14 protein-coding genes and 1 pseudogene are annotated in these 24,632 nt (G+C 75.2%); 10 read left to right on the top strand and 5 right to left on the bottom strand.

What is annotated here, in order from left to right; all coding sequences use genetic code 11:
* The first annotated feature begins 1 nt into the window (after position 1).
* From ACH4PU_RS05985 to ACH4PU_RS05955, 7 genes and pseudogenes are all read left to right on the top strand, one after another.
* The gene (locus ACH4PU_RS05985; protein ID WP_398266658.1) at positions 2-7,687 is read left to right on the top strand and encodes a beta-ketoacyl synthase N-terminal-like domain-containing protein; all 7,686 of its coding nucleotides are present in this window, start codon (positions 2-4) and stop codon (positions 7,685-7,687) included.
* Between the two features lie 127 nt (positions 7,688-7,814).
* The gene (locus tag ACH4PU_RS05980; protein WP_398266655.1) at positions 7,815-8,504 is read left to right on the top strand and encodes a class I SAM-dependent methyltransferase; all 690 of its coding nucleotides are present in this window, start codon (positions 7,815-7,817) and stop codon (positions 8,502-8,504) included.
* Between the two features lie 17 nt (positions 8,505-8,521).
* Positions 8,522-9,025 (top strand): SRPBCC family protein, encoded by a 504-nt coding sequence (locus tag ACH4PU_RS05975; RefSeq protein ID WP_398266652.1) that lies wholly within the window; start codon positions 8,522-8,524, stop codon positions 9,023-9,025.
* A gap of 111 nt (positions 9,026-9,136) precedes the next feature.
* Entirely contained in the window at positions 9,137-10,978 is a 1,842-nt protein-coding gene (asnB, locus tag ACH4PU_RS05970) for an asparagine synthase (glutamine-hydrolyzing) (protein ID WP_398266649.1), read from the top strand.
* Between the two features lie 42 nt (positions 10,979-11,020).
* Positions 11,021-11,830: a bifunctional 2-polyprenyl-6-hydroxyphenol methylase/3-demethylubiquinol 3-O-methyltransferase UbiG gene (gene ubiG, locus ACH4PU_RS05965; protein ID WP_398266646.1), complete on the top strand. Its 810-nt coding sequence runs from the start codon at positions 11,021-11,023 to the stop codon at positions 11,828-11,830.
* A complete protein-coding gene (locus tag ACH4PU_RS05960) occupies positions 11,817-13,604 on the top strand; it encodes an FAD-dependent monooxygenase (protein WP_398266643.1) in 1,788 nt (595 codons plus the stop codon). The genes ubiG and ACH4PU_RS05960 overlap by 14 nt, the downstream gene beginning before the upstream one ends.
* Before the next feature lie 143 nt (positions 13,605-13,747).
* Positions 13,748-14,900 (top strand): annotated as a pseudogene (locus ACH4PU_RS05955) (serine hydrolase domain-containing protein).
* 39 nt (positions 14,901-14,939) lie between these two features.
* On the opposite strand, the gene ACH4PU_RS05950 reads toward ACH4PU_RS05955, so the two are convergent.
* The gene (locus ACH4PU_RS05950) at positions 14,940-15,590 is read right to left on the bottom strand and encodes a response regulator (RefSeq protein WP_398266640.1); all 651 of its coding nucleotides are present in this window, start codon (positions 15,588-15,590) and stop codon (positions 14,940-14,942) included.
* Positions 15,591-15,752: 162 nt separating this feature from the next.
* Here ACH4PU_RS05950 and ACH4PU_RS05945 point away from each other — a divergent pair, with 162 nt between their 5' ends.
* Entirely contained in the window at positions 15,753-16,868 is a 1,116-nt protein-coding gene (locus tag ACH4PU_RS05945) for an NYN domain-containing protein (protein ID WP_398266637.1), read from the top strand.
* A gap of 419 nt (positions 16,869-17,287) precedes the next feature.
* On the opposite strand, the gene ACH4PU_RS05940 is transcribed toward ACH4PU_RS05945, so the two are convergent.
* Positions 17,288-18,610: a sensor histidine kinase gene (locus tag ACH4PU_RS05940; protein ID WP_398266634.1), complete on the bottom strand. Its 1,323-nt coding sequence runs from the start codon at positions 18,608-18,610 to the stop codon at positions 17,288-17,290.
* A gap of 267 nt (positions 18,611-18,877) precedes the next feature.
* Between ACH4PU_RS05940 and ACH4PU_RS05935 the strand changes: the two genes are divergently transcribed.
* Complete coding sequence (locus ACH4PU_RS05935) at positions 18,878-19,645, top strand: phosphatase PAP2 family protein (RefSeq protein ID WP_398266631.1); 768 nt, start codon at positions 18,878-18,880, stop codon at positions 19,643-19,645.
* A 337-nt stretch (positions 19,646-19,982) separates the two neighbouring features.
* Positions 19,983-22,526 (top strand): tetratricopeptide repeat protein, encoded by a 2,544-nt coding sequence (locus tag ACH4PU_RS05930; protein WP_398266628.1) that lies wholly within the window; start codon positions 19,983-19,985, stop codon positions 22,524-22,526.
* On the opposite strand, the gene ACH4PU_RS05925 is transcribed toward ACH4PU_RS05930, so the two are convergent.
* From ACH4PU_RS05925 to ACH4PU_RS05915, 3 genes are all read right to left on the bottom strand, one after another.
* Positions 22,516-22,971: a nuclear transport factor 2 family protein gene (locus ACH4PU_RS05925; RefSeq protein ID WP_398266625.1), complete on the bottom strand. Its 456-nt coding sequence runs from the start codon at positions 22,969-22,971 to the stop codon at positions 22,516-22,518. The two genes, ACH4PU_RS05930 and ACH4PU_RS05925, sit on opposite strands and share 11 nt — an antisense overlap.
* A 243-nt stretch (positions 22,972-23,214) precedes the next feature.
* Positions 23,215-23,574 carry a hypothetical protein gene (locus tag ACH4PU_RS05920; RefSeq protein ID WP_398266622.1) on the bottom strand — a complete coding sequence of 120 codons (360 nt, stop codon included), beginning with the start codon at positions 23,572-23,574 and terminating at the stop codon, positions 23,215-23,217.
* A gap of 193 nt (positions 23,575-23,767) precedes the next feature.
* Positions 23,768-24,517: a sulfite exporter TauE/SafE family protein gene (locus tag ACH4PU_RS05915; RefSeq protein WP_398266619.1), complete on the bottom strand. Its 750-nt coding sequence runs from the start codon at positions 24,515-24,517 to the stop codon at positions 23,768-23,770.
* Positions 24,518-24,632: the final 115 nt, after the last annotated feature.

Here is a 24,632-nt window from a genome sequence, read left to right as displayed (position 1 = left end):
CATGGGGACCGAGGAGAAGACCGTCGCCGCCGGTGGTGGTGGAGTGCCACAGCGCACCGAGGACAAACTGCGCTACTACCTCAAGCGCGTCACCGCCGACCTGGGGGAGACCCGGCGCCGGCTGGAGGAGCTGGAGGCCGTCGCCGGCGAGCCGATCGCCGTCGTCGGCATGGCCTGCCGCTTCCCGGGCGGCGTCGGCAGCCCCGAGGAGCTGTGGCGGCTGGTCGACGAGGGGCGGGACGCCGTCGAGCCGTTCCCCGCCGACCGCGGCTGGGACCTCGACGCGCTCTACCACCCGGACCCCGACCACCCGGGCACCTGCTACGCCCGCGAAGGCGGCTTCCTGCGCGACGCCGACCGGTTCGACGCCGGCTTCTTCGGCATCGGCCCCCGGGAGGCCCTCGCCATGGACCCGCAGCAGCGGCTGCTCCTGGAGACCTCCTGGGAGGCGCTGGAACGCGCCGGGATCGACCCGGAGACGCTGCGCGGCAGCCGCGCGGGCGTCTTCGTCGGCACCGGCCACCAGGAGTACGGCGCCCTCCTCCAGCGCGCCACCGAGAACTTCGAGGGCTACCTGCTCTCCGGCAGCGCGGCCAGCGTCCTCTCCGGCCGGCTCTCGTACGTCCTCGGCCTGGAGGGCCCGGCCGTCACCGTCGACACCGCGTGCTCGTCGTCGCTGGTGACCCTGCACCTGGCCTGCCAGTCGCTGCGGCGCGGCGAGTCCACCGTGGCCCTGGCCGGCGGCGCGGCCGTCATGGCCTCGCCGGGCATGTTCGTCGAGTTCAGCCGGCAGCGGGGGATGGCCCCCGACGGCCGGTGCAAGGCGTTCGCCGCCGGCGCCGACGGGACGGGCTGGGGCGAGGGCGTCGGCATGCTCGTCCTCGAACGGCTCTCCGACGCGCGCCGCAACGGGCACCCCGTCCTCGCCCTCGTCCGGGGCTCGGCCGTCAACCAGGACGGCGCCTCCAACGGGCTCACCGCGCCCAACGGCCCGTCCCAGCAGCGCGTCATCTGGCAGGCCCTCGCCGACGCCCGGCTCTCCGCCCGCGACGTGGACGCCGTCGAGGCGCACGGGACGGGCACGAAGCTCGGCGACCCCATCGAGGCCCAGGCGCTCCTCGCGACGTACGGGCAGGACCGGCCCGCCGAACAGCCGCTCCTGCTCGGCTCGTTGAAGTCCAACATCGGCCACACGCAGGCAGCGGCGGGCGTCGCCGGCGTCATCAAGACCGTGCTGGCGCTGCGGCACGCCGTCCTCCCGCGGACCCTGCACGTCGACGAGCCGACGCCGCACGTCGACTGGTCGGCCGGCGCCGTCGAGCTGCTGACCGAGCGCCGGGAGTGGCCGGACACCGGCCGCCCCCGGCGGGCCGGCGTGTCCTCCTTCGGGGTCAGCGGCACCAACGCCCACGTCATCCTCGAACAGGCGCCGGAAGAAGAGCCCGCCGCGCCCGCCGGGGACGCGGAGGTGCTGCCCTGGCCGCTGTCCGCCAAGAGCGCGGGCGCCCTCCGCGCCCAGGCCGGGCGGCTCGCCGCGCACCTCGACGCCCGGCCGGACGCCGACCCGGCGGCCGTCGGCTGGACGCTGGCCACCGGCCGGACCGCCTTCACCCACCGGGCCGTCGTCATCGGCGGCCCCGGCGAACTCGCCGCCGGCGTACGGGACCTGGCGGCCGACGGCGTCGCGCCCGGCCTGGTCACCGGCGAGGCCGCCGCCACGTATGACGGCGCGGTCTTCGTCTTCCCCGGCCAGGGCTCCCAGTGGGCCGGCATGGCCGTCGGCCTCCTCGACACCAGCGAGGTCTTCCGGGAGAGCGCCGAGGCGTGCGAGCGCGCCCTGGCGCCGTTCGTCGACTGGTCGCTGACGGACGTCCTGCGCGGGGCGCCCGGCGCCCCCGGGCTGGAGCGCGTCGACGTCGTCCAGCCGGTGCTGTGGGCCGTGATGGTGTCGCTCGCGGCGCTGTGGCGGTCGATGGGCGTCGAGCCCGCCGGCGTCGTCGGGCACTCCCAGGGCGAGATCGCGGCCGCCTGCGTCGCGGGCGGGCTGTCACTGGAGGACGGCGCCCGGGTGGCCGCGCTGCGCTCCCGGGCCATCGGCGAGATCCTGTCCGGCACCGGCGGCATGGTGGCCGTCACCCTCGGCGCCGACGCCGTCGCCGAGCTGCTGGACGGCCTCGGCGACCGGGCGTCCGTCGCCGCCGTCAACGGGCCGCTGTCCACCGTCGTCTCCGGCGAACCCGCCGCCCTGGACGAGCTGTTGGCCCGCTGCGAGGCGCGGGAGATCCGCGCCCGGCGCGTCCCCGTCGACTACGCCTCCCACTCCGCGCAGGTCGAGCGCGTCCGCGAGCGCGTCCTCGCCGACCTGGCCGGCATCCGGCCGCGCACCGGGACCGTCCCCTTCCACTCCACGCTCACCGGGGAGGTCGTCGACACCGCCGGGCTGGACGCCGACTACTGGTACCGCAACCTCCGCGAGACCGTCCGCTTCGAGCCCGTCGTCCGCGACCTGCTCGCCCAGGGACAGGGCGCGTTCGTCGAGTGCAGCCCGCACCCCGTCCTCACCGTCGGCATCGAGGAGGCCGCGCAGGACGCGGACGTCCCCGCCGTCGCCGTCGGCTCGCTCCGCCGCGACGAGGGCGACTGGCGCCGCTTCCTCACCTCCCTGGCCGAGGCGCACACCCGCGGCCTCGCCGTCGACTGGACCCCGGCCTTCCCGCCCGCCGCCCGCCGCCTCACCGAGCTGCCCACCTACGCCTTCCAGCGGCGCGGCTACTGGGTCGAGACGCGCCCCGGCGACCGGGACCCGCTGGAGGAGCGGTTCTGGACGGCCGTCGCCGACGAGGACCACGACGGGCTCGCCGCCCTCCTCGAACTCGCCGACCCGGATGAACTGGCCCGGCTGGACGCGCTGTTGCCGACCCTGTCGGCCTGGTGGTCCCAGCGCGGCGAACGCGCGGGCGGGGCACGGGACGAGCCGGAGGAAGAGCCCGACACGGCCGCGACCGCGCTCCGCCGGCGGCTGGAAGGACTGCCCGAGGCCGAACGGGTCCGGGTCCTCGTCGACTTGGTGGCCGCGCACGCCGTCGCCGTACTCGGGCAGGACGTACGGGTCGAGCCCGGACGGCCGTTCAACGAGATTGGTTTCGTCTCGCTCACCGCCGTGGAGCTCCGCAACCGGCTGCGCGCGGCGACGGGTCTGCCGCTCCCGGCGACGGTGGTCTTCGACCACCCGACCCCGGAGGCGCTGAGCCGCAGGATCCTCGCCGAACTCCTCGGCGAGGGCGCGCCGGACGCCCCGTCCGCCACGGCCACCGCGGCCGACGACGACCCGATCGCCGTCGTCGGCATGGCCTGCCGCTTCCCGGGCGGCGTCACCGGCCCGGACGACCTGTGGCGGCTGGTGGCCGACGGGCGCGACGCGATCACCACGTTCCCCGGCAACCGGGGCTGGGACCTCGAAGCCCTCTACCACCCCGACCCCGCCCACCCCGGCACCACCTACACCCGCGAAGGCGGCTTCATCGAGGGCGCCGACCGGTTCGACCCCGCGCTGTTCGGCATCAGCCCCCGCGAGGCCCTGGCCATGGACCCCCAGCAGCGGCTGCTCCTGGAGACCGCCTGGGAGGCGTTCGAACGGGCCGGCATCGACCCGACGTCGCTGCGCGGCAGCCGCACCGGCGTGTTCGCCGGCTCCAGCGGCCAGGACTACACCGCGCTGGCCGCCGGAGCGGCGGAGGGCCTGGAGGGGTACGTCCTCACGGGCAACGCCGCCAGCGTCATCTCCGGCCGCCTGGCCTACGCGTTCGGCCTGGAGGGCCCGGCCGTCACGGTGGACACCGCCTGCTCCTCCTCCCTGGTGGCCCTGCACCTGGCCTGCCAGTCGCTGCGCTCGGGCGAGTCGACGCTGGCTCTCGCGGGCGGCGTGACCGTGCTGTCCACGCCGCAGGCGTTCGTCGGGTTCTCCCGGCAGCGCGGGCTGGCGCCCGACGGCCGCTGCAAGGCGTTCTCGGCCGCCGCCGACGGCACCTCCTGGGGCGAGGGCGCCGGCCTGCTCCTCGTCGAGCGGCTGTCCGACGCGCGCCGCAACGGCCATCCCGTCCTCGCCCTGGTCCGGGGCACCGCCACCAACCAGGACGGCGCCAGCAACGGCCTCGCCGCCCCCAACGGCCCCTCCCAGCAGCGCGTCATCACCCAGGCCCTGGCCAACGCGGGCCTCGGCCCGGCCGACGTGGACGCCGTCGACGCCCACGGCACCGGCACCCCGCTCGGCGACCCCATCGAGGCCCAGGCACTGATCGCCGCCTACGGCAAGGAACGGCCCGCCGGCCGGCCGCTCTGGCTCGGCTCGGTGAAGTCCAACATCGGCCACACCGCCGCCGCGGCGGGCCTGGCCGGCATCATCAAAATGATCAAGGCGATGGAACACGGCACCCTGCCCCGAACACTCCACGCCGAAGAGCCCACCCCGCACGTGGACTGGTCCTCCGGCGCGGTGGCCCTGCTCACGGAGGCCCGGGAGTGGCCCGAACCCGGACGCCCCCGCCGGGCGGCCGTCTCCTCCTTCGGCATCAGCGGCACCAACGCCCACGTCATCCTGGAACAGGCGCCCAGCGTGGGGGAGCCGGAGCGGGCGGAGGGCGCGCTCGCGCCCGGGGCTGACGTGTCCGTGTATGCGGAGGGCGGGTCGGCGCCGGCAGAGGGTGTGACCGCGCACGCGGTGGGCGGGTCGGCGCCGGGCGATGGTGCGTCCGCAGGTGCGGAGGGTCTGTCCGTGTCCGTGGGGGACGCGCTCGTGCTCGCGCAGGACGAGTCCGCGCCCGTCAGGGGCGGGTCGGCGCCGGCCGATGGCGCGTCCGCACGCGCGACGGACGTGTCCGCGCCCGCCGAGGGCCCGTCCGCGCCTGGCGGCGGTGAAGCGGTGCTCTCGGACCGTGTGTCCGCGCCCGCGAAGGACACAGCGGCTGACCGCGACGCGCGCGGGAACGGACCCGCCCCCATCCCCTGCGTCCTCTCCGGCCGCGGCGAACAGGCCCTGCGGGCCCAGGCCGAGCGGCTGCGCGCGTACGTCGCCGAGCGTCCGGGGCTGACGCCCCTGGACGTCGGGTACTCCCTGGCCACCACGCGCGGAGCGCTGGAGCACCGGGCCGCCGTGCTCGCGGCCGACCGCGACGGCCTGCTCGCCGGGCTGGCGGCACTGGCCGCCGGTACGCCGGCGCCGCACGTCGTCCGCGACGTCGCCGCCGGTGGCCGGACGGCCTTCCTCTTCCCCGGGCAGGGCAGCCAGCGGCCGGGCGCCGGCCGTGCGCTGTACGCGGCGTTCCCGGCCTACGCGGAGGCGCTGGACGAGGTCTGCGGCCGACTGGACGCGCACCTCGAACGGCCCCTCAGGGACGTGCTGTTCGCGGACGAGGGGGCGCCCGCCGCCGCGCTGCTCGACGACACCGCGTACACCCAGCCCGCCCTGTTCGCGACGGGCGTCGCGCTCGCCCGCCTGCTGGAGGGCTGGGGCGTCGTCCCGGACCGGCTCGGCGGGCATTCGATCGGCGAGCTGACCGCCGCCCACGTGGCCGGCGTGCTCTCCCTGGAGGACGCCTGCGCCCTGGTCGCCGCCCGCGGGCGGCTGATGGCGGCCTCCTCACCGGACGGGATCATGGTCGCGGTCGAGGCCGCCGAGGACGAGGTGGCCGCCGCCCTGGCCGGTGACGAAAGCGTGGGGATCGCGGCCGTCAACGGGCCCCGGGCGACCGTCATATCGGGCCGGCGCGAAGCCGTCGAGCGGGTGGCGGACCTGCTCGCCGCCCAAGGCCGCCGCACCAAGCGGCTGCGCGTGACGCGCGGGTTCCACTCGCCGCTGATGGACGACGTACTGGACGCCTTCCGTTCCGTCGCGGCCGAGCTCGACTACCGTGCCCCCCGCGTCACCCTCGTGTCCAACGTGACCGGAGAGATCCTGGAGCCGGAGGAGGTGTGCACCCCGGACTACTGGGTGCGGCACATCCGCCGCCCGGTGCGGTTCCACGACGGCGTCCGGCGGCTGGCCGCCGACGGCGTGACGACGTTCCTCGAACTCGGCCCCGGCGGCGTCCTCTCGGCGCTGGTCCGGGACGCCCTGGGCGACGAAGGCGGTGACACCGCCGCCGTACCGCTGCTCCGCCGCGGCCAGGACGAGGAGACGAGCCTGGTCACCGCCCTGGCCCGGGCCCGGACCCGCGGCGCGGCCGGACCCGGCTGGGCACGCTTCCACGCCGCACGCGGCGCCCGCCGCGTCGAGCTGCCCACCTACGCGTTCCAGCGGCAGCGCTACTGGCCGGACGTCGTCGCCCCCGCCATGCCGGGAACCCCCGTCACCGGCAGCCGTGTTCCGGCGGCGGCCGAAGCCGTCGCCGGACCTGCCGCCGAGGGCCCGTCCCTGCGGGACCGCCTTCTGGCCCTCCCCGGCGGCGAACGGGAACGCCTGGTCACCGAGTTGGCGGCCGCGCACATCGCCGCCGTGCTCGGCCACCCGACGACGGAGGCCGTGGAGGCGAGCGTCGGCCTGCCCGAGCTGGGCTTCGACTCGCTCGCCGCCGCCGAGCTCCGCGCCGCCCTCCAGACGGCCACCGGCCTCACCCTGTCCACCTCGCTGGTCTTCGACCACCCCACCCTCAAGGCGCTCGCCGCCCACCTGCTGGCCGCCCTGGAGGACGAGCCGGCCGCCACCGAGCAGGAGACCGGCGACGGCACCCTCGCCGCGCTGGCCCTGCGCGCCGGGGAACTCGGCGAGTTCGCGGCCTTCCAGGAGCTGCTGCGGACCGCCTCCCGCTACCGCCCGGTCTTCGGTGCCGGCGAGCGCCCGGCCGCGAGCCCGGAACCGGTGCGGCTCTCCAGGGGCCCGGCCGGCACCCGCCTGCTCTGCTTCCCGTCGTTCGCCGGCCGCTCCGGGGCCCACCAGTACGCCCGGCTCGCCGCGGCGGCCCACGACACGGCCGAGCTGTGGGCCCTGCCTGCTCCGGGCTTCACCCCGGGCGAGGACCTCCCCGACACCCTGGCGGCGCTCGCCGGCCACCACGCCGAGGACGTCCGACGCCGCGCCCCCGACGGCCCGTTCGCCCTCCTCGGGCACTCCGCGGGCGGGTGGATCGCCCACGCCGTCGCCGCCCGGCTGGAGGCGCTCGGCACCCCGGCCCGCGCCGTCGTCCTGCTCGACAGCTACCTCCCCGGCAGCCCGGCGCTGTCCGCGATCCAGGAGGAGATCGGCCGGCGGCTGCGCGACGGCGGCGGCTCCCTCGGCCCCGGCGAGGACCGCTGGGACGACACCTGCCTGACGGCCATGGGCGGCTACGACCGGCTGTTCACCGACTGGCGGCCGGAGCCGCTCGCCACTCCGGTCCTGCACCTGCGGGCCGCCGCGCCGCTGGCCGCCTTCCCGGAGGGCCGGTGGCAGGCCGCCTGGCCCGCGGCGGACGCCACCGCCGAGGTACCCGGCGACCACTTCGGCCTGATCGGCGAGCATGCCGCCGGCACCGTGCGTACCGTCCTGGATCGGCTCGCCGACGCGGACGCCGTCGGCTCGTACACCGCCGGTCCGACCGGCATCGGTCCGAACGCCGCCGGACTGGCCGGCGCCGGGCCGGGCGCCGCCGGTCCCAGCGGCACCGGCCCGAACGCGACCGGTCCGAACGCCGCCGAGCCACCGCAGCGCCGCTGAGCCGCCGCGCCACACCGCACGGCGGCGTCGCCCCACGGGACGCACCGTGTCCGGCGTACGACCACCCCGCACACCCCACGACCACCACACACCCGCACCACCGACAACAGCGAAGGACACCGCACCCATGAGCATCGATCAGGTCCGCCGGCCGGAACCCGTCGACCAGGACGTCCTCGACGGCCAGTCCGCCTACCACCGGCGCGCGCTCACCTTCTACGACCTGGTCGTCTTCCGCGGCAGCGCGCCCCTGTTCTGGCGCTGCTCGCCGCGCAACTTCCACCGGATGTACGCCACCTGCGCCGGCGAGAAGCACCTGGAGGTCGGGGTCGGCACCGGCTACCTGCTCGACAACTGCCCGTTCCCCACCTCCGACCCGGACATCACCCTCGTCGACCTCAACCCCAGCACCCTCGCCTTCACCGCCCGCCGTCTGAAGCGCTACCGCGTCACCCAGATCCAGGGCAACGCCCTCGAACCGCTGCCCGTGCCCGACGCCTCCTACGACTCGGTCGCCCTCAGCTTCCTGCTGCACTGCATCCCCGGCAGCCTGCGCGAGAAGGGCATAGCGTTCCGCCACGCGGCGCGGGCCGTGAAGCCCGGCGGGTACGTGTTCGGCAGCACGATCCTCTCCCAGGGCGTCCCGGTCACCCGCGCCGGCCGCTCGCTGATGGACAAGCTCAACGCCAAGGGGGTCTTCCACAACCAGGAGGACAGCCTGGAGGATCTGCGCGACCAGCTCACCGAGCACTTCACCGACCACGACCTCGTCGTGCGCGGCTGCGTCGGCCTCTGGCGCGCCCGCACGACCGCCTGAGCGCGGGGGACACGGCCATGGCACACCGCTGGTACCCCATCCTGGAGGCGGGCGACGCCTTCCTCACCTCGGCGCCCATGCGCCACACCCGCACCGTCGACCTGCCCTTCCCGCCCGAGGAAACCTGGGCGGTGCTGACCGGCGACGAGGCGTCGAGCTGGACCCGGGGCATGGAGAAGCTGACCTGGACCTCCGAACGGCCCTTCGGCGTCGGCACCACCCGCGAGATCAGCATGAGCGGCGACTTCGTCCTCAAGGAGCGCTTCTACCGCTGGGAGGACGGCCGCCGCAAGACCTTCACCGGGACCGCGGCCTCCCGTCCGATCTTCCGGCGGCTGGTCGAGGACTACGAGGTCGAGCCCACCCCGCACGGCTCCCGGCTGCGCTGGCGGTGGGCCGCCGAACTGCGCGCCCCCTGGAGCCTCCCGCTCGTACGGCACGCACTCGACCGGTTCTTCTTCGCGCCGACGGGCCGGTCGCACATCGACGGACTGCGCACGTACATGACCACCCGGCGCTGAGCCGGGCCCGCCGGAGCCCGGCACGGGAAGCAGGGCTCCGGCACCCGCACCGAACGACAACCGAAGACCGAAAACCGACACCGAACGACCGGAAACGAGGGCTGGGCAACCATGTGCGGTATCGCAGGCTGGATCTCCTTCCAGCGCGACCTGGAGGGCGAAGGGCCCGTGCTGCGGGCCATGAACGACACGATGGTCTGCCGCGGCCCCGACGCCGAGGGCGCCTGGCTGTCCCGGCACGCCGCGCTCGGCCACCGCCGGCTGTCCGTCATCGACCTGGAGGGCGGCGTCCAGCCCATGGTCGCCGAGACGGACGACGGCCCGGTCGTCCTCACCTACAGCGGCGAGGCGTACAACTACACCGAGCTCCGCGACGAACTCCGGCGCCGGGGCCATGAGTTCCGCACGGCCAGCGACACCGAGGTGGTCCTCCGCGGCTACCTGGAGTGGGGCCCCGGCGTCGCCGACCGGCTCAACGGCATGTACGCCCTGGGCATTTGGGACGGACGCACCGAACGGCTCGTCCTGCTCCGCGACCGGCTCGGCATCAAGCCGCTCCACTACCACCTCACCAAGGACGGCGTGGTCTTCGGCTCCGAGGCCAAGACCGTGCTCGCGCACCCGCTCGTCGAACCAGTCGTCGACACCGACGGCTTCCGCGAGCTGTTCGGCTTCGTCAAGACCCCCGGCCGGTCGGTCTGGGCGAACCTGCGCGAGGTGCGCCCCGGCACCGTCGTCACCGTCGACCGCGGCGGCGTGCGCGAGCACGTCTACTGGACGCTGGAGGCGAAGGAGCACCAGGACGACACGGAGACCACCGTCCGCCGGATCCGCGAACTGCTGGACGACACCGTCGCCCGCCAGCTCGTCGCCGACGTGCCGCAGTGCGTCCTGCTCTCCGGCGGCCTCGACTCCAGCGCGCTCACCGCCCTGGCCGGCCGCCACCTCGCCACGCGGGGCAAGCAGGCCCGCACCTTCACCGTCGACTTCGTCCAGAGCGCGGAGTTCGCCCCCGACGACCTCCACGACACCCAGGACGCCCCCTTCGCCCGGGACGTCGTCCGCCACGTCGGCACCGTCCACCAGGACATCCGCCTCGACCACCGGCAGCTCGCCGACCCCGCCGTGCGCCGGGCCGTCGTCGCCGCCCGCGACCTGCCGTTCGGCTTCGGGGAGGCCGACAACTCCCTCTACCTGCTGTTCAAGGCGATCCGCGAGCACTCCACCGTCGCCCTCTCCGGCGAGTCCGCCGACGAGGTCTTCGGCGGCTACCCCTGGTTCCACATCCCGGCCGTCCAGGAACAGCCCATGTTCCCCTGGGTCACGGCCTCCTCCCTCGACCCCTCCGGCCACCCCACCAAGCTCATCGACCCCGATCTGCTGCTGCACACCCTGGACGTGCCCGGCTACTGGGCCCAGCGGTACGCCGACTCCGTGGCCGCGGTCCCGGAGGTGCCGGGGGAGGACGCGCACGAGCGCCGCATGCGCGAGTTCTGCCACGTGCACCTGACGAGCCTGCTGCCCATGCTCCTGGACCGCAAGGACCGCATGAGCATGGCCGTCGGCCTGGAGGTCCGCGTCCCCTTCTGCGACCATCGGATCGTCGAGTACGTCTACAACACCCCGTGGGCCATGAAGACCCACGACGGCCGCGAGAAGAGCCTGCTCCGAGCCGCCACCGCCGACGTCCTGCCGCGCTCCGTCGTCGAGCGCGTCAAGGCCCTCTACCCCCGGACGCAGGAGCTCGGCTACGTCTCCGCCCTCCAGGCGCAGGTCTCCGAGCTGCTGGCCGAGGACCACCAGGCCGTCGGCTTCTTCGACGGCGCCGCCCTCCGCGAGGCCGCCCACGGCGCGCCCGAGGCCGTCCGGCGCGACGCGCGCGACGCGTTCGAGCGCGTCCTCGACCTGGCCGTCTGGCTGGACGTCCGGCGCCCGGTCGTCAAGCTGACCTGACCCCTCCCGACCGTCACCCCCCCCGACCCGTAAGGAAGCCCCATGAAGGACGCACCCGTGAAGGTCAACAACGCGGTCTACGACCGCCCGGACTCCTGGTGGCGCGACGACCGCCCGTTCGCCACCCTCCAGGAGTTCACCCCCGCCCGCTTCGCCTATTTCCACGACGTCCTCACGCGCCGGCTGCGGATGGACCTCGACGGGCTGAACGTCCTCGACATCGGCTGCGGCGGCGGCCTGCTCGCCGAGGAGTTCACCCGGGCCGGCTGTCGCGTCACCGGCATCGACCCGTCCCAGCCGTCCTTGGACGCGGCCGCCCGGCACGCGAAGGAGCAGGGCCTGGACATCACCTACCGGCAGGGCACGGCCGAGGAACTGCCCTTCCCCGACGGGAGTTTCGACCTCGTCTACTGCTGTGACACCCTGGAGCACGTCACCGACGTCGACCGCGCGGTCGCCGAGGCGTCCCGCGTGCTGCGGCCCGGCGGCCACTACCTCTACGACACCATCAACCGGACCTTCGCCTCCTGGCTGGTCATGGTGAAGATGGCTCAGGACTGGCCGTCCGTCAGCTGGGCCGAGAAGGACCTGCACGTCTGGCGGCAGTTCATCAAGCCCGACGAGCTCTACCGGATCTTCGGCCGGCACGGCCTGCGCAACAAGGGCCAGGTCGGCTTCTCCTCCAGCCGCGGCCGGCTGGAGGTGCTGCGGCTGCTCCGCCGCCGGGCGCGCGGTCACATCTCGTACGGCGAACTCGGCCGCGAGTTCCGGCTCGGCACCAGCACCGACATCTCCGTCATCTACGCCGGGTACGCCCGCAAGGCCGGAGGGAGCACGGATGCCGGCCTCTGACCCCGGCGGGGACGCCGCCGACGTCCGGGTGCCGGTCCTGGTCGTGGGCGGCGGCCCGGCCGGCCTCGCCGCGTCCCTCGCGCTCTCCCGGTACGGCGTCCGCCACCTCCTCGTCAACAAGCACCGCGGCACCGCGCACACGCCCCGCGCCCACCTGCTCAACCAGCGCACCGGCGAGATCTTCCGCGACCTCGGCGTCGAACGGCGGGTCCTGGACCGGGCCACCCCGCCCGAACTCCTCGCCAACCACGTGTTCATGTCCACCTTCACCGGCCCCGAGGTCGCCCGGCTCGACGCGTACGGCAACGGGCCGGACCGGATCGGGGACTACCGGGCGGCCAGCCCCGCCCTGATGTGCAACCTGCCGCAGCACCTGCTGGAACCGATCCTCGTCGAGGCGGTCGAGGAGGCCGGCGTCGGCGAGCTCCGGTTCGGGCAGGAGTTCCTGTCCCTGACGCAGGACGAGAAGGGCGTCACCGCCCTCGTCCGCGACCGGGGGACCGGCCGCGAGTACACCGTCCGCGCCGACTACCTCATCGGCGCGGACGGCGCCCGCAGCGGCGTCCTGCGGCAGCTCGACCTCGGCCTCACCGGCGCGCAGGGCGTCGCCCGGGCCGTCTCCGTCTGGTTCGAGGCCGACCTGAGCCGCTACGCCGCCCACCGGCCCGGCATCCTCTACGTCGGCGCCGTCCCCGGCCGGCCCCCGACCGACGGCCGCGTCTTCGTCAGCGTCCGCCCCTGGGACGAGTGGGTCTTCCTCACCTTCCCGCACCCGGACGCGCCCCTCGACCCCGGCGACCACGAGGCGATCCGGGCCCGGATCCTGGAGAGCATCGGCGACGACTCCGTCACCGTCCGCATCAAGGACGTCTCGCCCTGGGACGTCAACGGCACGGTCGCCGAACGGTACGGAGCCGGGCGGGTGTTCTGCGTCGGCGACGCCGTCCACCAGGGGCCGCCCACCAACGGGCTCGGCCTCAACTCGGCGGTCGCCGACTCGTTCAACCTCTGCTGGAAGCTCAAACTCGTCCTCGACGGACCGGCCGGACCCGGGCTGCTGGACACGTACCACAGCGAACGGCACCCGGTCGGACAGCAGGTCGTCGACCGCGCCTTCCGCAGCATGGCCGACCTGCTGGCCGTCCCCGAGGCGCTGGGCTTCGCCGAGGGGCAGAGCGCGGACGAGCAGCGGCGCATCCTGGAGTCGCTGCACGACGACACGGAGGAGGCCCGGGCCCGCACGGCGGCCCTGACCGCCGCCACCCGCCGGATGAACTACCAGGTCAACGCGCACGGCGTCGAACTCGGCTACCGCTACCGGGACGGCGCCACCGTCCCGGACACCCCCGAACCGGACGCCGACCGCGATCCCGAGCTCTACTACCGGCCCACCACCTGGCCCGGCGCACACCTCCCGCATGCCTGGCTGGAGGACGGCCGGCGGGCCCTCTCCACCCTCGACGTCGTGGGGCGCGGCGCTTTCGTCCTGCTCACGGGCCCCGGCGGCAAACGCTGGCACGCCGCCGCCCGCGAGGCCGCGCGCCTGACGGGCGCCGAGGTGACGGTCCGCGTCATCGGCTCCCCGGAGGACCTGCGCGACCCGTACGGCCAGTGGGCGCGCGTCCGGGAGGTCGGCCCGGACGGCTGCGTCCTCGTCCGCCCCGACGCCCACGTCGCCTGGCGGGCCGCCGGCAGCGGCCGGGCGGAGGAGCTGCCCGGGGTCATGGCACGGCTGCTCCGCATCGCGGGAGCGAAGGCGACCGTCGACAGCTGACGGCCCGTCCGGAGCGACGCGCACCCCGCGGCGCACCGCTCTCTGACATAAAAACCGGCATGGTTGCCTGTTTTTCCTCCCGCTCGGTGATGCTGGGACCGCCGCGGGTCGTCCGCGGGCATGCGGACACAAGGAGGACAGCCATGCCGGTGACCGGCGGGATCGACGTACGGGGAACGGTCGCGCAAGGCTACGAGGAGGTCCGGGACGAGTTCGCCGCCGTCCTGGCCGGCGAACCCGCCGGGCTCGACGCCCAGTTGACCGTCCACCGGCGAGGACACCGCGTCGTCGACCTGTGGGGCGGGCCGGAGGCGTCGGGGGACTCGCTGTTCGGCCTGTACTCCTCGGCCAAGGGCGCGGCCCACCTGATCGTCGCCATGCTGGTGCAGGACGGTGTCCTGGACCTCGACCGCACGGTCGCCCACTACTGGCCCGAATTCGGCGCCGCGGGCAAGGAGTCCGTCACCCTGCGCCGGCTCCTCGCCCACCAGGCCGGGGTCGTCGGCGTGGACGGCGGCCTCACCCTCGCCGAACTGGCCGACGACCGGCTGCTCGCCGCGCGGCTGGCGGGCCAGAAACCGTACGCCCGGTACGGCCTACGGCTACCACGGCTTCGTGATCGGCGCGCTCACCGGCGAGGTGGTGCGCCGGACCACCGGACGGTCGATCCAGGAGCTCTACGAGGAGTGGGTGCGCGTCCCGTTCGGGCTGGACTTCCACCTGGGCCTGCCCGAGGCCCTGGAACCGCGCTACCTCCCGGTCCAGCCGGTGCGCCGCACCCCGGGCCAGGACGAGGCGCCGGCCCCCGCGCCCGGGAGCGTCGCCGCCGTCGCGTTCAACCTCGACGCCGACCCCCCGACGGACCTGGTGGACTTCGCCAACACCCGCGCCGTGCGGGCGCTGGGCCCGGCCTCGACCGGTGGCGTGGGCTCGGCCCGCGGACTGGCGGCGATGTACGCGGCGGCCATCGGCGTCCTGGACGACCGTCCGCCGCTCCTGCGGCCGGAGACCGTCGCCGAGTTCGCCCGGCTGCACACGCCGGGCGTCGACCTGGTGACCGGGGAACGCGACCACTTCGGGCTCGGCTTCGAGGCGCAGGGCCGCCGGTACCCGTTCCTCGGGGCGGACGCCTTCGGGCACAGCGGCGCCGTGGGCGCCCAGTCCTTCGCCGACCCGGGCAGCGGCATCGCGTACGCCTACACCCGGCGGCGGTTCGCCTTCGGGGGCGGCGGAGGAGCGCCGGAGAACCACCGGCTCGGGGCGAGCGTCCTGCGGGCCGCGGCCGCGACGGACTGAACCCCGCTCCTGGCCTGGGTGCGCGGACGGCCGGGACGGTCAGGAAGCCGCCCGGTTGTCCCACGCCCAGGCGGCGATCCCGACCCGGTTGCGGACGCCGAGCTTGCGCTGGACATGGGCGAGGTGTGTCTTCACCGTGCCGGGGGAGATGAAGAGTTCGGCGCCGATCTCGGCGTTCGTCAGGCCCTTGGCCACGAACCGGGCGATCTCCGCCTCGCGTTCGGTCAGCGGCTCGGCGGGCGGCTCCGCGCGCGGCGGCTCGGGCGCCCGCAGCTGCCGCAGCAGACGGACCGTCACCGACGGGCTGACCATGGCGTCCCCGGCCATCGCCGCCCGGACGGCCTCCACCAGCAGCGCCGGGCTCGACCGCTTGAGCAGGAAGCCGCAGGCCCCGTTGCGGAGGGCGGTGTGGACGTACTCGTCGAGGTCGAACGTCGTCACTACGACCACCCGCAGCGGATCCGGCACGTCCGGGCCCGCCAGCAGCCGGGTGACCTCCAGGCCGTCCAGCCGCGGCATCCGGATGTCCGCCAGGACGACGTCCGGCCGCAGCCGGCCGGCCAGTTCGACGGCCTGCCGCCCGTCCGCGGCCTCACCGACGACCTCCATGTCCGGCTGCGAGTCGAGGATCAGCCGGAAGCCGATGCGGACCGCTTCCTGGTCGTCGGCGAGGAGTATGCGGGTGCTCATGATCGTCACGGTAGCGGCCCTCCGCCGCGCGGCATACCCCGGGCCGGGCGGCGGGCGCCCGGAGTCTGCCGATCGGCAGATGTGGCGGGGCGGCCCCGGACGGGAGGGTGGTCACCGCGCCGGTGGACGGGACCACCGGCCGGGATGAGGAGACGGACCGCCATGAGCACACGGATGACCACCACGGAACCGGTCCGGGACGGCGTGACCGCGCCGCCGCCGGGGGCATCCCGGGGCCGGTGGCGGACGCGGTGGCCGGTCTGGTCCGGCTGCCTGGCGGCCCTGTGGTCCCTGCTGTACGGCGCCGCGGGCCTCTACTGGGCGGCGGGCGGCGCCGGTTACCCCTTCGCCAAGGTCGTGAACGACCGCGCCTCCGCCTCCCTGCTGGAACCCAGCCGGGCGGAGACCGTCGGACCGGTGATCGCGGCGGTCGGGGCGGCGGGCGTCGTCGCGGGCGTCCTGATGGCCCGGGGCGTGGGCAAGGGCCGGGCCAGGACCTGGCTGCTCGCCTACGGGTGGACGTCCGCCTGCGTGCTGGCCTTCGCCGTCCCCGACTACTCCCTCCTGGGACTGCTGGTCTTCGCGCCGCTGCTGGTGGTGTTCGCCTTCACGGGCGTCCCCGGCCCGCAGGACGGGATCGGTGACATCCTCTACTGGCACCGGGGCAACCTGATCATCGTCTTCGTCGGGGGCCTGCTGTGGGCCGCCGCCACCCTCGCCTACCAGTGGCGCACCGCGCACCGCTGCACGGCCTGCGGCCGGGGCCGGCACGGCGCCGCCCGCTGGACGACACCGGAGGCCACGCGCCGCTGGGGCCGGTGGGCGGTGTACACGGCCGCCCTGTCCTCCGTCCCCTACGACTTCACCCGCCTCGCCTGGTACTTCGGCTGGCCCCTCGGCATCACCCGGGAGTTCCTGGAGGACATGCGGGACACCCCCGGCATGCTGGAGATCGGCCTCGGCCTCGGCCTCCTCTCCACCGCCGGCGGCCTCCTCACCCACGGCCTCGTCAGCCGCTGGGGCGAGGTCTGGCCCCGCTGGGTGTGGTGGAAGGCGGGCAAGCGCGTCCACCCCCTCACGGCCGTCGTCCCCGCCACCGTCGTGGCCCTCGTCCTCGTGCCCGGCGGCCTGATGAACGCCCGTACCGTCACCGCCGAGATGTGGGGTGCCAACGGTCCCGGCATCCTCTGGACGGTCTGGGGCCTGGCCCTCGGCGCCGCGACCCTCGCCTACCACCTCCGCCGCCGCGGGGCGTGCGCCCACTGCGCACGCGCCTGAACGAGCGCCGACCGGAAGGCGACGACACGCGGCGGGCGGCTCCCCTGGTGGGAGCCGCCCTCGTGTGTCGCGCGTCCGCACGCGGCGGGCGCTCGGGGCGACGAGCGGCCCGGCCTGGCAGGGGGCGGGAGCGTCCCCGGCGCGGCGCGGCCGTGCGTGCGCCTGGCGCGTCGCTCCAGGGCGGTGGCCGTACGAGGGCGTGGGGCCCGGCCCGGCGGGTGACGGCGCCGGGGAGGGACGGGGACAAGAGCGGCCCCCGCGCCCGGCCGCGCCCGCGCGGGCGCCCGGCGCATCACATGGGCCGCCGGACGCACGGGGTGCGGGCCCGGCCCCGCGAGAAGCGGTGAATGGGGGTGCCCCCTGGGGGAGGTACCGGGGCAACCCCCTCCACACTGCAAACCCGCCACACCACAACCCGTTCACCGCCGCAACGGAAACTCCGCCCGCACCTCCCATCCCTCACCCTCACCGCAAGCCCCCGCCGTCAACACCCCACCCAACGCCTCCACCCGCTCGGCAAGCCCCGCCAGCCCCAACCCACCCCGCCGCTCACCGGCCAACGGCCGGCCCGCACGTGCCCCGGCCGCGCCGCGCCCGGAGTCCGTCACCGCGACGGACAGTGACGGCCCCGCCATGCCGTCCTCGCGGGACCCGGCGGACCCGCGGGACCCGGCGGACCCGCGGGACCCGCCGTCCCCGCAGGACAGGACGACCCGCACCCGCTCCGCACCGGGAGCGTGCCGCCGCACATTGGTCAGCGCCTCGACGACGACGCGGTGCACGGTCGCCGCGACCTCGCGCGGCACGTCCGCCCGCCGCCCGGGCGGCAGTCGGTCGGTCAGCCGGACATCCGCCGTGCCGGACGCCCGGAACCGGTCCACGACCCCCGGCACGTCGTCCAGCCCGTACGCGGCCGCCCGGGCACCGGCGTCGTCGGCCACCGGCGCGTCCACGCCGGGGCCGGCGGCGGAAAGCCGCCCGTCCCCGTCGCGCAGCATGTGCACCGTACGGTCCATGGCTCCCAACGCCCGCACCCCGGCCTCCTCGATCTGCCGGAGCAGCGCCGGGACCTGATCCGGCCGCGCCTCGTGCACGACCCGCGCGGCCTGCGTGAGGGCGACGATGCCGGAGACGTCGTGGGCCACGAAGTCGTGGAGATCGGCGGCGAGTTCGAGCCGCTGGGCCCGCCGGGCCTCCCGTATGCCGTACGCCCGCCGCTCCCGCGCGGTGTACAGGGCGGTGCCGAGCGCGCCGGCGGTCAGCGGGCCGGCCGACAGGAACACGGACTGCCCGGCGGCCTCCAGCGCCCCGTCGTAGGCGCCCACCCGCAGCAGCAGCGTGGACACGGCCGCCCCCAGTAGCAGCCAGAGCCCGGCCGACCGCCGGAGCGGAAGCGCCCGGGTGACGAGGAGGACGAGCCAGGTCCCGGACACGTACTCGACGAGCGCCAGCTCGATCGCGACGGACCCTTCGACGGCCGCACCGGGCCCGGCGCATACGGTGCCCAGTCCGCACACCGCCGCCACGGCCACCGCCGTCCGGGCCAGCCGGCGCGCGTCGCGGGGCCACCAGCCCGTCGCCGCCAGGGTGAGCAGGGCCGACACGGCCATCGTGGCGACCGCCGTCCCCCCGGCGCCCGGCAGCGCCGCGGCCCCCGCCGCCACCACTCCCGCCCCGGCAGCACCGCAGCCGGCCCGGACGACCGCCCGGCGGCCGGGCCGCCACTTCCTCGTGCGCTCCATCCGCGGGAGTCTAGGCCGACCATGATCCACTGTCGCCGGGGCGGCGCGCGGGGCCAGGCGGTCCGACAGCGCAGGGCGACGCGCCGGTCACACACGGCGGTCGACGAACCCCGGTGTGACGGCCGCGCTTGGGGAGACACCCGTCCGCACGTGTAGTTTTTGTAGTACGGCCGCACCGGTCATCCCGGAGCATGCGGCACGTACTCGTCATCAAGCGCGTGCTGCCGCCCCCGGCGCCGCCATGCCGATACGAAGGACGCCCCACCCATGCCCTACGTGCGCCACTGGTTGCGCAATTCCGTCCTGTTGTTCGTGGCAGCGATCGTGCTCGGCCTGACCGCCGCGCACACGTCGCTGATCCAGCCGCACGACCTGGACCTGGACCGCACCATCCAGACGAACACCCGCACCGGCTGGCTGAACGACGTGATGGAGGGCGTGAGCTACCTCGCCTCGCCCGTCGCGGGCGTGATCATCCTCGCGCTGTGGACCGGCTGGCTGCTGATCGCCCGGCGGCGGCCGATCCAGGCCGTCGCCACGTTCCTCGTGGTGGCGGTCGGCTGGAACAGCACCCAGATCGCCAAGGCCCTCGTGGCCCGCGACCGGCCGCCGCGGCAGTTCTCCCTCGACCCGGAGATCGGCTCCAACAGCTTCCCCAGCGGCCACACGGCCTTCACCGTCGCGGTGGCCGTCGCCGTGTACTTCCTCTTCCGCGAGTCCCGCCACCGCCGCACCGTCGCGGTCTGCGGCGCCCTCGCGGTGCTGCTGGTCGCCTTCTCCCGGATGTACATCGGCGCCCACTACCCGACCGACACCTTCGGCTCGGTCCTGGTCGCCGGGTCGGCGATCTTCTTCGTGACGGGCATCTGGCACGTCTGGATCCTCCCGCGGGTGGACCGGCTGCCGCTGCTCGGCCGCTTCGGCCTGGAGCAGGAGCGCGCCGAGCTGGAGGCCCGCGAGGGCGGCCACGCCGCCGTACCGGGCCCGGGCGGCCCGCGCCGCCCCGGCCGGCACCGCAGGCACGCGGCGCGCTGACCGCCACCCGCCGAGCCCCCGAGGGCCCGCCCGCTCCTTCCCGGAGCCGGCGGGCCCTCGGTCTTTCCCGGCCCCCGCGAGCCCGGGAGGGACGGGCCGGGCCGTTCGGTGGAGGCGTTCACCGGCGTCCTCTGGTGGACCGGCGGCACCCTCGCGACGATGTGGGCCCCGATGTTCCCGCTGCCCGAGGGCGCGGAGAGCCGGGCCGGGTGAGCCGGTTCCCCACGGCGGCGGCACCGCCCCGGTGCCGTCGCCCTACAAGCGGCTGGGGGAGCCCGCCATACTTGGAGGAGGCCGGGGGCGGCGCGGAGGCAACGACGGGGGCGGCGGGGCGGGGATGGCGGAGACCAGGCTGATCCAGGGCCGGTACCAGCTGCTCGACCGGATCGGGCGGGGCGGCATGGGAGAGGTGTGGCGCGCCCGTGACGAGTCCCTGGGCCGGCACGTGGCCGTCAAATGCCTCAAACCGCTGGGACCGCGGCACGAACCGTCCTACCTTCGGGTGCTCCGGGAGCGCTTCCGCCGCGAGGCCCGCGTCGCGGCGGCGCTCCAGCACCGCGGCATCACCGTCGTCCACGATTTCGGCGAGAGCGACGGCGTCCTGTACCTGGTGATGGAGCTCCTCGACGGGCGCAACCTCAGCCAGCTCCTGGAGGACAACAAGCAGCACCCGCTCCCCGTCCCCGAGGTCGTCGACATCGCCGAACAGGTCGGCGCCGCCCTCGCGTACACCCACCGGCAGGGCATCGTCCACCGCGACCTCAAACCGGCCAACATCATGCGGCTGACCGACGGCACGGTGAAGATATGCGACTTCGGCATAGCGCGCCTGGGCCACGACATCGGCTTCACGGCCCGGCTGACGGGGACCGGCATCGCCATGGGCACCCCGCACTACATGTCGCCCGAGCAGATCGGCGGAGGCGGCGTCGACCACCGGAGCGACCTGTACTCGCTGGGCTGCGTGCTGTACGAGATCGCCACCGGCACCCCGCCGTTCGACATGGACGACGCCTGGGCGGTCCTCGTCGGCCACCGCGACACCCCGCCCACGCCCCCGCGCGACCTCCGCCCGGAGCTGCCGCCGGCGTTCGAGGACGTCGTCCTCGACCTGCTCGCCAAGGAGCCCGACGACCGTCCCGACGACGCGGCGGAGCTGGTCCGGCGGCTGACCGGCGCGCGGCCCGGACCGCGCGCGGGCGGCATCGCGTACGTCGCCGACGCCTCGTACCCGGCCGCCCCTTCGTACACCGCTGACACCCCGTACACCGCAGCCCCCTCGTACACCGCCGACACCTCGTACACCGGCGGCAGCGCTTCCTCCGCTCGCGGCACTTCCTCCACTCCTGGCGCCGTCCCCACGCGCGGCACTTCCTCCACCCTCGGCGCTGCCCCCTCCCCCTCCCACCCGCGCCTCCTGTCCGAACCGCCGCCCCGGCTCCCGGCCTGGGCGCGGCACATGACCACCGGCTCGAAGGCCGCCGGCACCGGTGCCACGGCGCTCCCGCCGGACCCCTCCGCCGTGCTGACCGGCGCCTGGACGGTCCCCGGGAGCGGCCGGAAGGGCGGAGCGGGCGGCACGGGCCGTCGCGGGCCCACCGCTCCGGCGTGGGAGCCGGGCGCCGACCCGCGCCGGTCCTCCGCCGGCTCGGGAGCGTTCCTCTCCGCCGACGGCACCACGGGTTCCGCCGGGACGGAACGCCCGTCCCCGACGGCACCCGTCCCCGTCCCCCCGGACGTGCTGGACGAACTCGCCGCCCGGCACAGCGGCGGCCTCCGCCTCGGCCGCGCCGGACGCTGGGCGGAGGCGGACGAGACGCACCGCGCCGTGCTCGCCGAACGCGAGCGGCTGCTCGGCCCCGACCACCCCGACACGCTCGCCAGCCGCTACGAGGTCGCGTTCTCGCTCAGCCGGCTCGGCCGCCCGGAGGAGGCGCTCCGCGAGTTCGCCCGTACCGCCTCCGCCCGCTCCCGCACCCTCGGCCCCGACCACCCCGACACGCTCGCGGCCCGGCAGGAGACGGCGTACGTCCTCGGCCGGCTCGGCCGCCACTTCGAAGCCCGGGAGGTGTACGCGGACGTCCTGGCGGCCCGCGAACGCATCATGGGCCCCGACCACCCCGACACCCTCCGCTGCGGCCACAACCTCGCCTTCAGCCTCGGCAGACTGGGCCTGCTGGAGGAGGCGTACCGCATGGCGCACGACGTGGCCGCCGCGCGGGCCCGGGTGCTGGGCGGGGACCATCCCGACACCCTCGTCACCCGCTACGAGGTCGCCTACACGCTCGGCCAGCTCGACCGGTGGAGCGACGCCCTCCGCACGTACCGCGAGGTGGCGGCGGCCCGCACCCGCGTCCTCGGCCCGGACCACCCGGACACCCTGGCCGCCCGCTACGAGGCGGGCATCTGCCTGGGCCGCCTCGGGCGCAGCACGGAGGCGCTGGAGCTGTACCGCGCGCTGATCGAGGACCGCACCCGCGTCCAGGGCCCCGCCCACCCCGACACCCTCCGCGCCCGGCACGGCATGGGCGTCAACCTCGGGCGCCTCGGCCGGTGGGAGGAGGCCCTCGCCGAGGCCCGCGACGTCTGCGCCATCCGCGCCCGCGTGCTCGGCGCCGACCATCCCGACACCCTCGTCAGCCGCCGCGAGGTGGCCGTCGGCCTCGGCTGGCTCGGCCGCTGGACGGACGCCCTGGCCGTCTACCGCGACGTCGCCCAGGCGCGCCAGCGCGTCCTGGGCGCGGACCACCCCGACGCGCTCGCCAGCCGCAACGACGAGGCCCGCTGCCTCCAGCAGCTCGGCCGCACGGCGGAGGCGGCGGAGCTGTACCGCCAGGTCGCGGCCCTGCAGCGGACCCGGGCGGCCCGCCTCAGGCGGTGAACGCCCGGGCGACGGCCAGGCTGTCCTCGTAGACGTGATGCCGCGTCACCAGCCCGTCCTCGACCGTCAGATGCAGCGCGAACCGCGCCCGGTAGCGCCGCCCCGTAGGCCGGGCCGTCAGCCGCAACTCGCCGGTTACGACCGCGTCCGCCCCGTCGACGAGCACCCGCTCGATCCGTGTGTCCGCCTCCTCGGGCACGTGGTGCGCCCCGATCTCCCGGTAGTGCGCCGCCGCGTCCGCCCGGCTCGACCGCTCCCGGATCCACGGCGTCTTCGCCCGCCCCAGGTCCTCCGCCGGCCAGTCCAGCGCCCAGTCCGCCCCGTCCGCGTACAACTCCGCGATGCGCTCCGGGTCTCCGTCGGCGATCCGCCGGAGCAGCTCATCGACGACGGCCCGGGTGGTGTCGGTGGTGGCGGGGGTGGTGGCGGGGGTGACGGTGCTCATGATGCTCTCCTGCTCTCTGTGATGCGGGCTGCGGTGGGGCGGTCGTGCATCAGTGTGGCTCGGGAGGCTGGGGGAGAGCGATTACCTATGGGGTAAGGAGGGTGCGGTCAGGTGGCCAGGTGATCAGGGTGGTCCCCGCGCGTGCGGGGGTGGCCCGGCGGGGTCGGTGACGCCGCTTCGGTGGCTGGCATGGTCCCCGCGCGTGCGGGGGGCATCGGCCCGCGGGCATGGCTCAGACAGCGGTCACTCAGCCACCACCGCCCCGCCTTCCATCACCCGCTCCCGGGACGGAATCGGATTCAGCCGCCCGATCACCTCGTTGACGCCCTTCGGCCAGCCCCACAACCGGTACACCGGCGGCACCCGGAAGTAGTCCCCGGGGCCGAAGAGTTCGCGGGTGCGCAGGTCGGCGCGGTAGCGCTGGCGCCAGGAGAAGGACTCGCCGGGGAGCAGCGGCGTGCCGTCGACGACCTTCTGAGTGACGTCGTGCAGCCTTTCCAGGGCCCGGTGCTCGTACCCCAGCAGGGTGGCGGGCTCCTTCCGGACGCTCTTCTTCCCCTTCACGGTCTTGTCGGCGGCCTCCAGGGTCAGCGGTAGGTCCAACTCCCCGGGAAAGGAGGGGTAAATGATGAACGTCGCGGCCCAGCCGGACCCGATGAGGTCGAAGTCGAAGGTGGAGCGCTGTCGCCGGGTGAGGGCGGCCCGCTCCGCCTTCGAGTAGTCGGGGGCGATGTACCGGGGAAACCGGGCGGATGCGGGCCCGCCTGGAGAAGTCTGTCGCCGGTCTGGGCTGCTGTCACGTCACGGCGTCGGCGAGCATGAAGGCGGCCACGGCCAGCAGGACCACGGCGAAGACGCGCTGCAAGTGGGGCGCGGAGACCTTCGCGGCCATGCGCCTGCCGTCCCAGGCGCCCAGGATCGCGGTTCCGGTGAACGGGCCGATCAGCGCCCAGTCGACCGAGGCAGCGGTGCCGGAGCGAGTGGCCAGGGAGGCCAGCGAGTTGGCCGTGATGATCAGCAGACTGGTGCCGACCGCGGCATCCATCTCGAAGGCCAGGACGGTGACCAGGGCGGGGACGGCGAGAAAGCCGCCACCCACACCGAGCAGTCCGGTCAGCGTGCCGAGTGCGGCACCGGCCCCGGCTGCCTTGCCTGGCCGTACACCTCCGTCTTTGGGGCGGGCGGTGTCAGCGGGCCGGAGCATCTTGATGGCGGAGAGGGCGGCTATGGCGGCGAAGGCGAGGGTGAGGACGGCTTGAGGCAGGTGAGCGGAGGCGGCCCCGGCGACAGCCGCCGGAAGAATCCCGGCGGCTGCGAATGCCGCTCCGGCCTTCCACCGCACCCGCCCGGCCCGGGCGTGCGCGTACAGGGCGGTCAGAGACGTGGTGGTGACGATGATCAGGCTGGCCGTGGTGGCTGAGGCGGGGGTGAAGCCGAGCAGGTAGATCAGGGCGGGCACCGCCAGGACGCTGCCGCCGCCGCCGAGGGCGCCGAGCATCAGGCCGACAACGGCTCCTGCAACCAGGGCCAGGATCAGGGCGGTCACGCTATTCGCCCACTGTGTTCGCTGTCGCCGGACGAGGGCATCGCGGTACCGGTGACGCGGGGGTGGGCCGGTACGGGGCCGAGACAGCCAAGAGCCTGGCGGTAGAGGAACATCA

The sequence above is a fragment of the Streptomyces sp. NPDC021100 genome, from assembly GCF_044333095.1.
In the GTDB taxonomy this organism is placed as follows: domain Bacteria; phylum Actinomycetota; class Actinomycetes; order Streptomycetales; family Streptomycetaceae; genus Streptomyces.
This window is presented reverse-complemented; position numbering and strand designations above follow the sequence as displayed.

What these genes read in the sequence shown, in the direction of transcription:
- ACH4PU_RS05950 (WP_398266640.1), bottom strand. Translation starts at nt 15,590, where the DNA reads ATGAGCACCCGCATACTCCTCGCCGACGACCAGGAAGCGGTCCGCATC.
- asnB (WP_398266649.1), top strand. Translation starts at nt 9,137, where the DNA reads ATGTGCGGTATCGCAGGCTGGATCTCCTTCCAGCGCGACCTGGAGGGC.
- ACH4PU_RS05940 (WP_398266634.1), bottom strand. Translation starts at nt 18,610, where the DNA reads ATGGAGCGCACGAGGAAGTGGCGGCCCGGCCGCCGGGCGGTCGTCCGG.
- ACH4PU_RS05945 (WP_398266637.1), top strand. Translation starts at nt 15,753, where the DNA reads ATGAGCACACGGATGACCACCACGGAACCGGTCCGGGACGGCGTGACC.
- ACH4PU_RS05935 (WP_398266631.1), top strand. Translation starts at nt 18,878, where the DNA reads ATGCCCTACGTGCGCCACTGGTTGCGCAATTCCGTCCTGTTGTTCGTG.
- ACH4PU_RS05960 (WP_398266643.1), top strand. Translation starts at nt 11,817, where the DNA reads ATGCCGGCCTCTGACCCCGGCGGGGACGCCGCCGACGTCCGGGTGCCG.
- ACH4PU_RS05930 (WP_398266628.1), top strand. Translation starts at nt 19,983, where the DNA reads ATGGCGGAGACCAGGCTGATCCAGGGCCGGTACCAGCTGCTCGACCGG.
- ubiG (WP_398266646.1), top strand. Translation starts at nt 11,021, where the DNA reads ATGAAGGACGCACCCGTGAAGGTCAACAACGCGGTCTACGACCGCCCG.
- ACH4PU_RS05985 (WP_398266658.1), top strand. Translation starts at nt 2, where the DNA reads ATGGGGACCGAGGAGAAGACCGTCGCCGCCGGTGGTGGTGGAGTGCCA.
- ACH4PU_RS05980 (WP_398266655.1), top strand. Translation starts at nt 7,815, where the DNA reads ATGAGCATCGATCAGGTCCGCCGGCCGGAACCCGTCGACCAGGACGTC.
- ACH4PU_RS05975 (WP_398266652.1), top strand. Translation starts at nt 8,522, where the DNA reads ATGGCACACCGCTGGTACCCCATCCTGGAGGCGGGCGACGCCTTCCTC.
- ACH4PU_RS05925 (WP_398266625.1), bottom strand. Translation starts at nt 22,971, where the DNA reads ATGAGCACCGTCACCCCCGCCACCACCCCCGCCACCACCGACACCACC.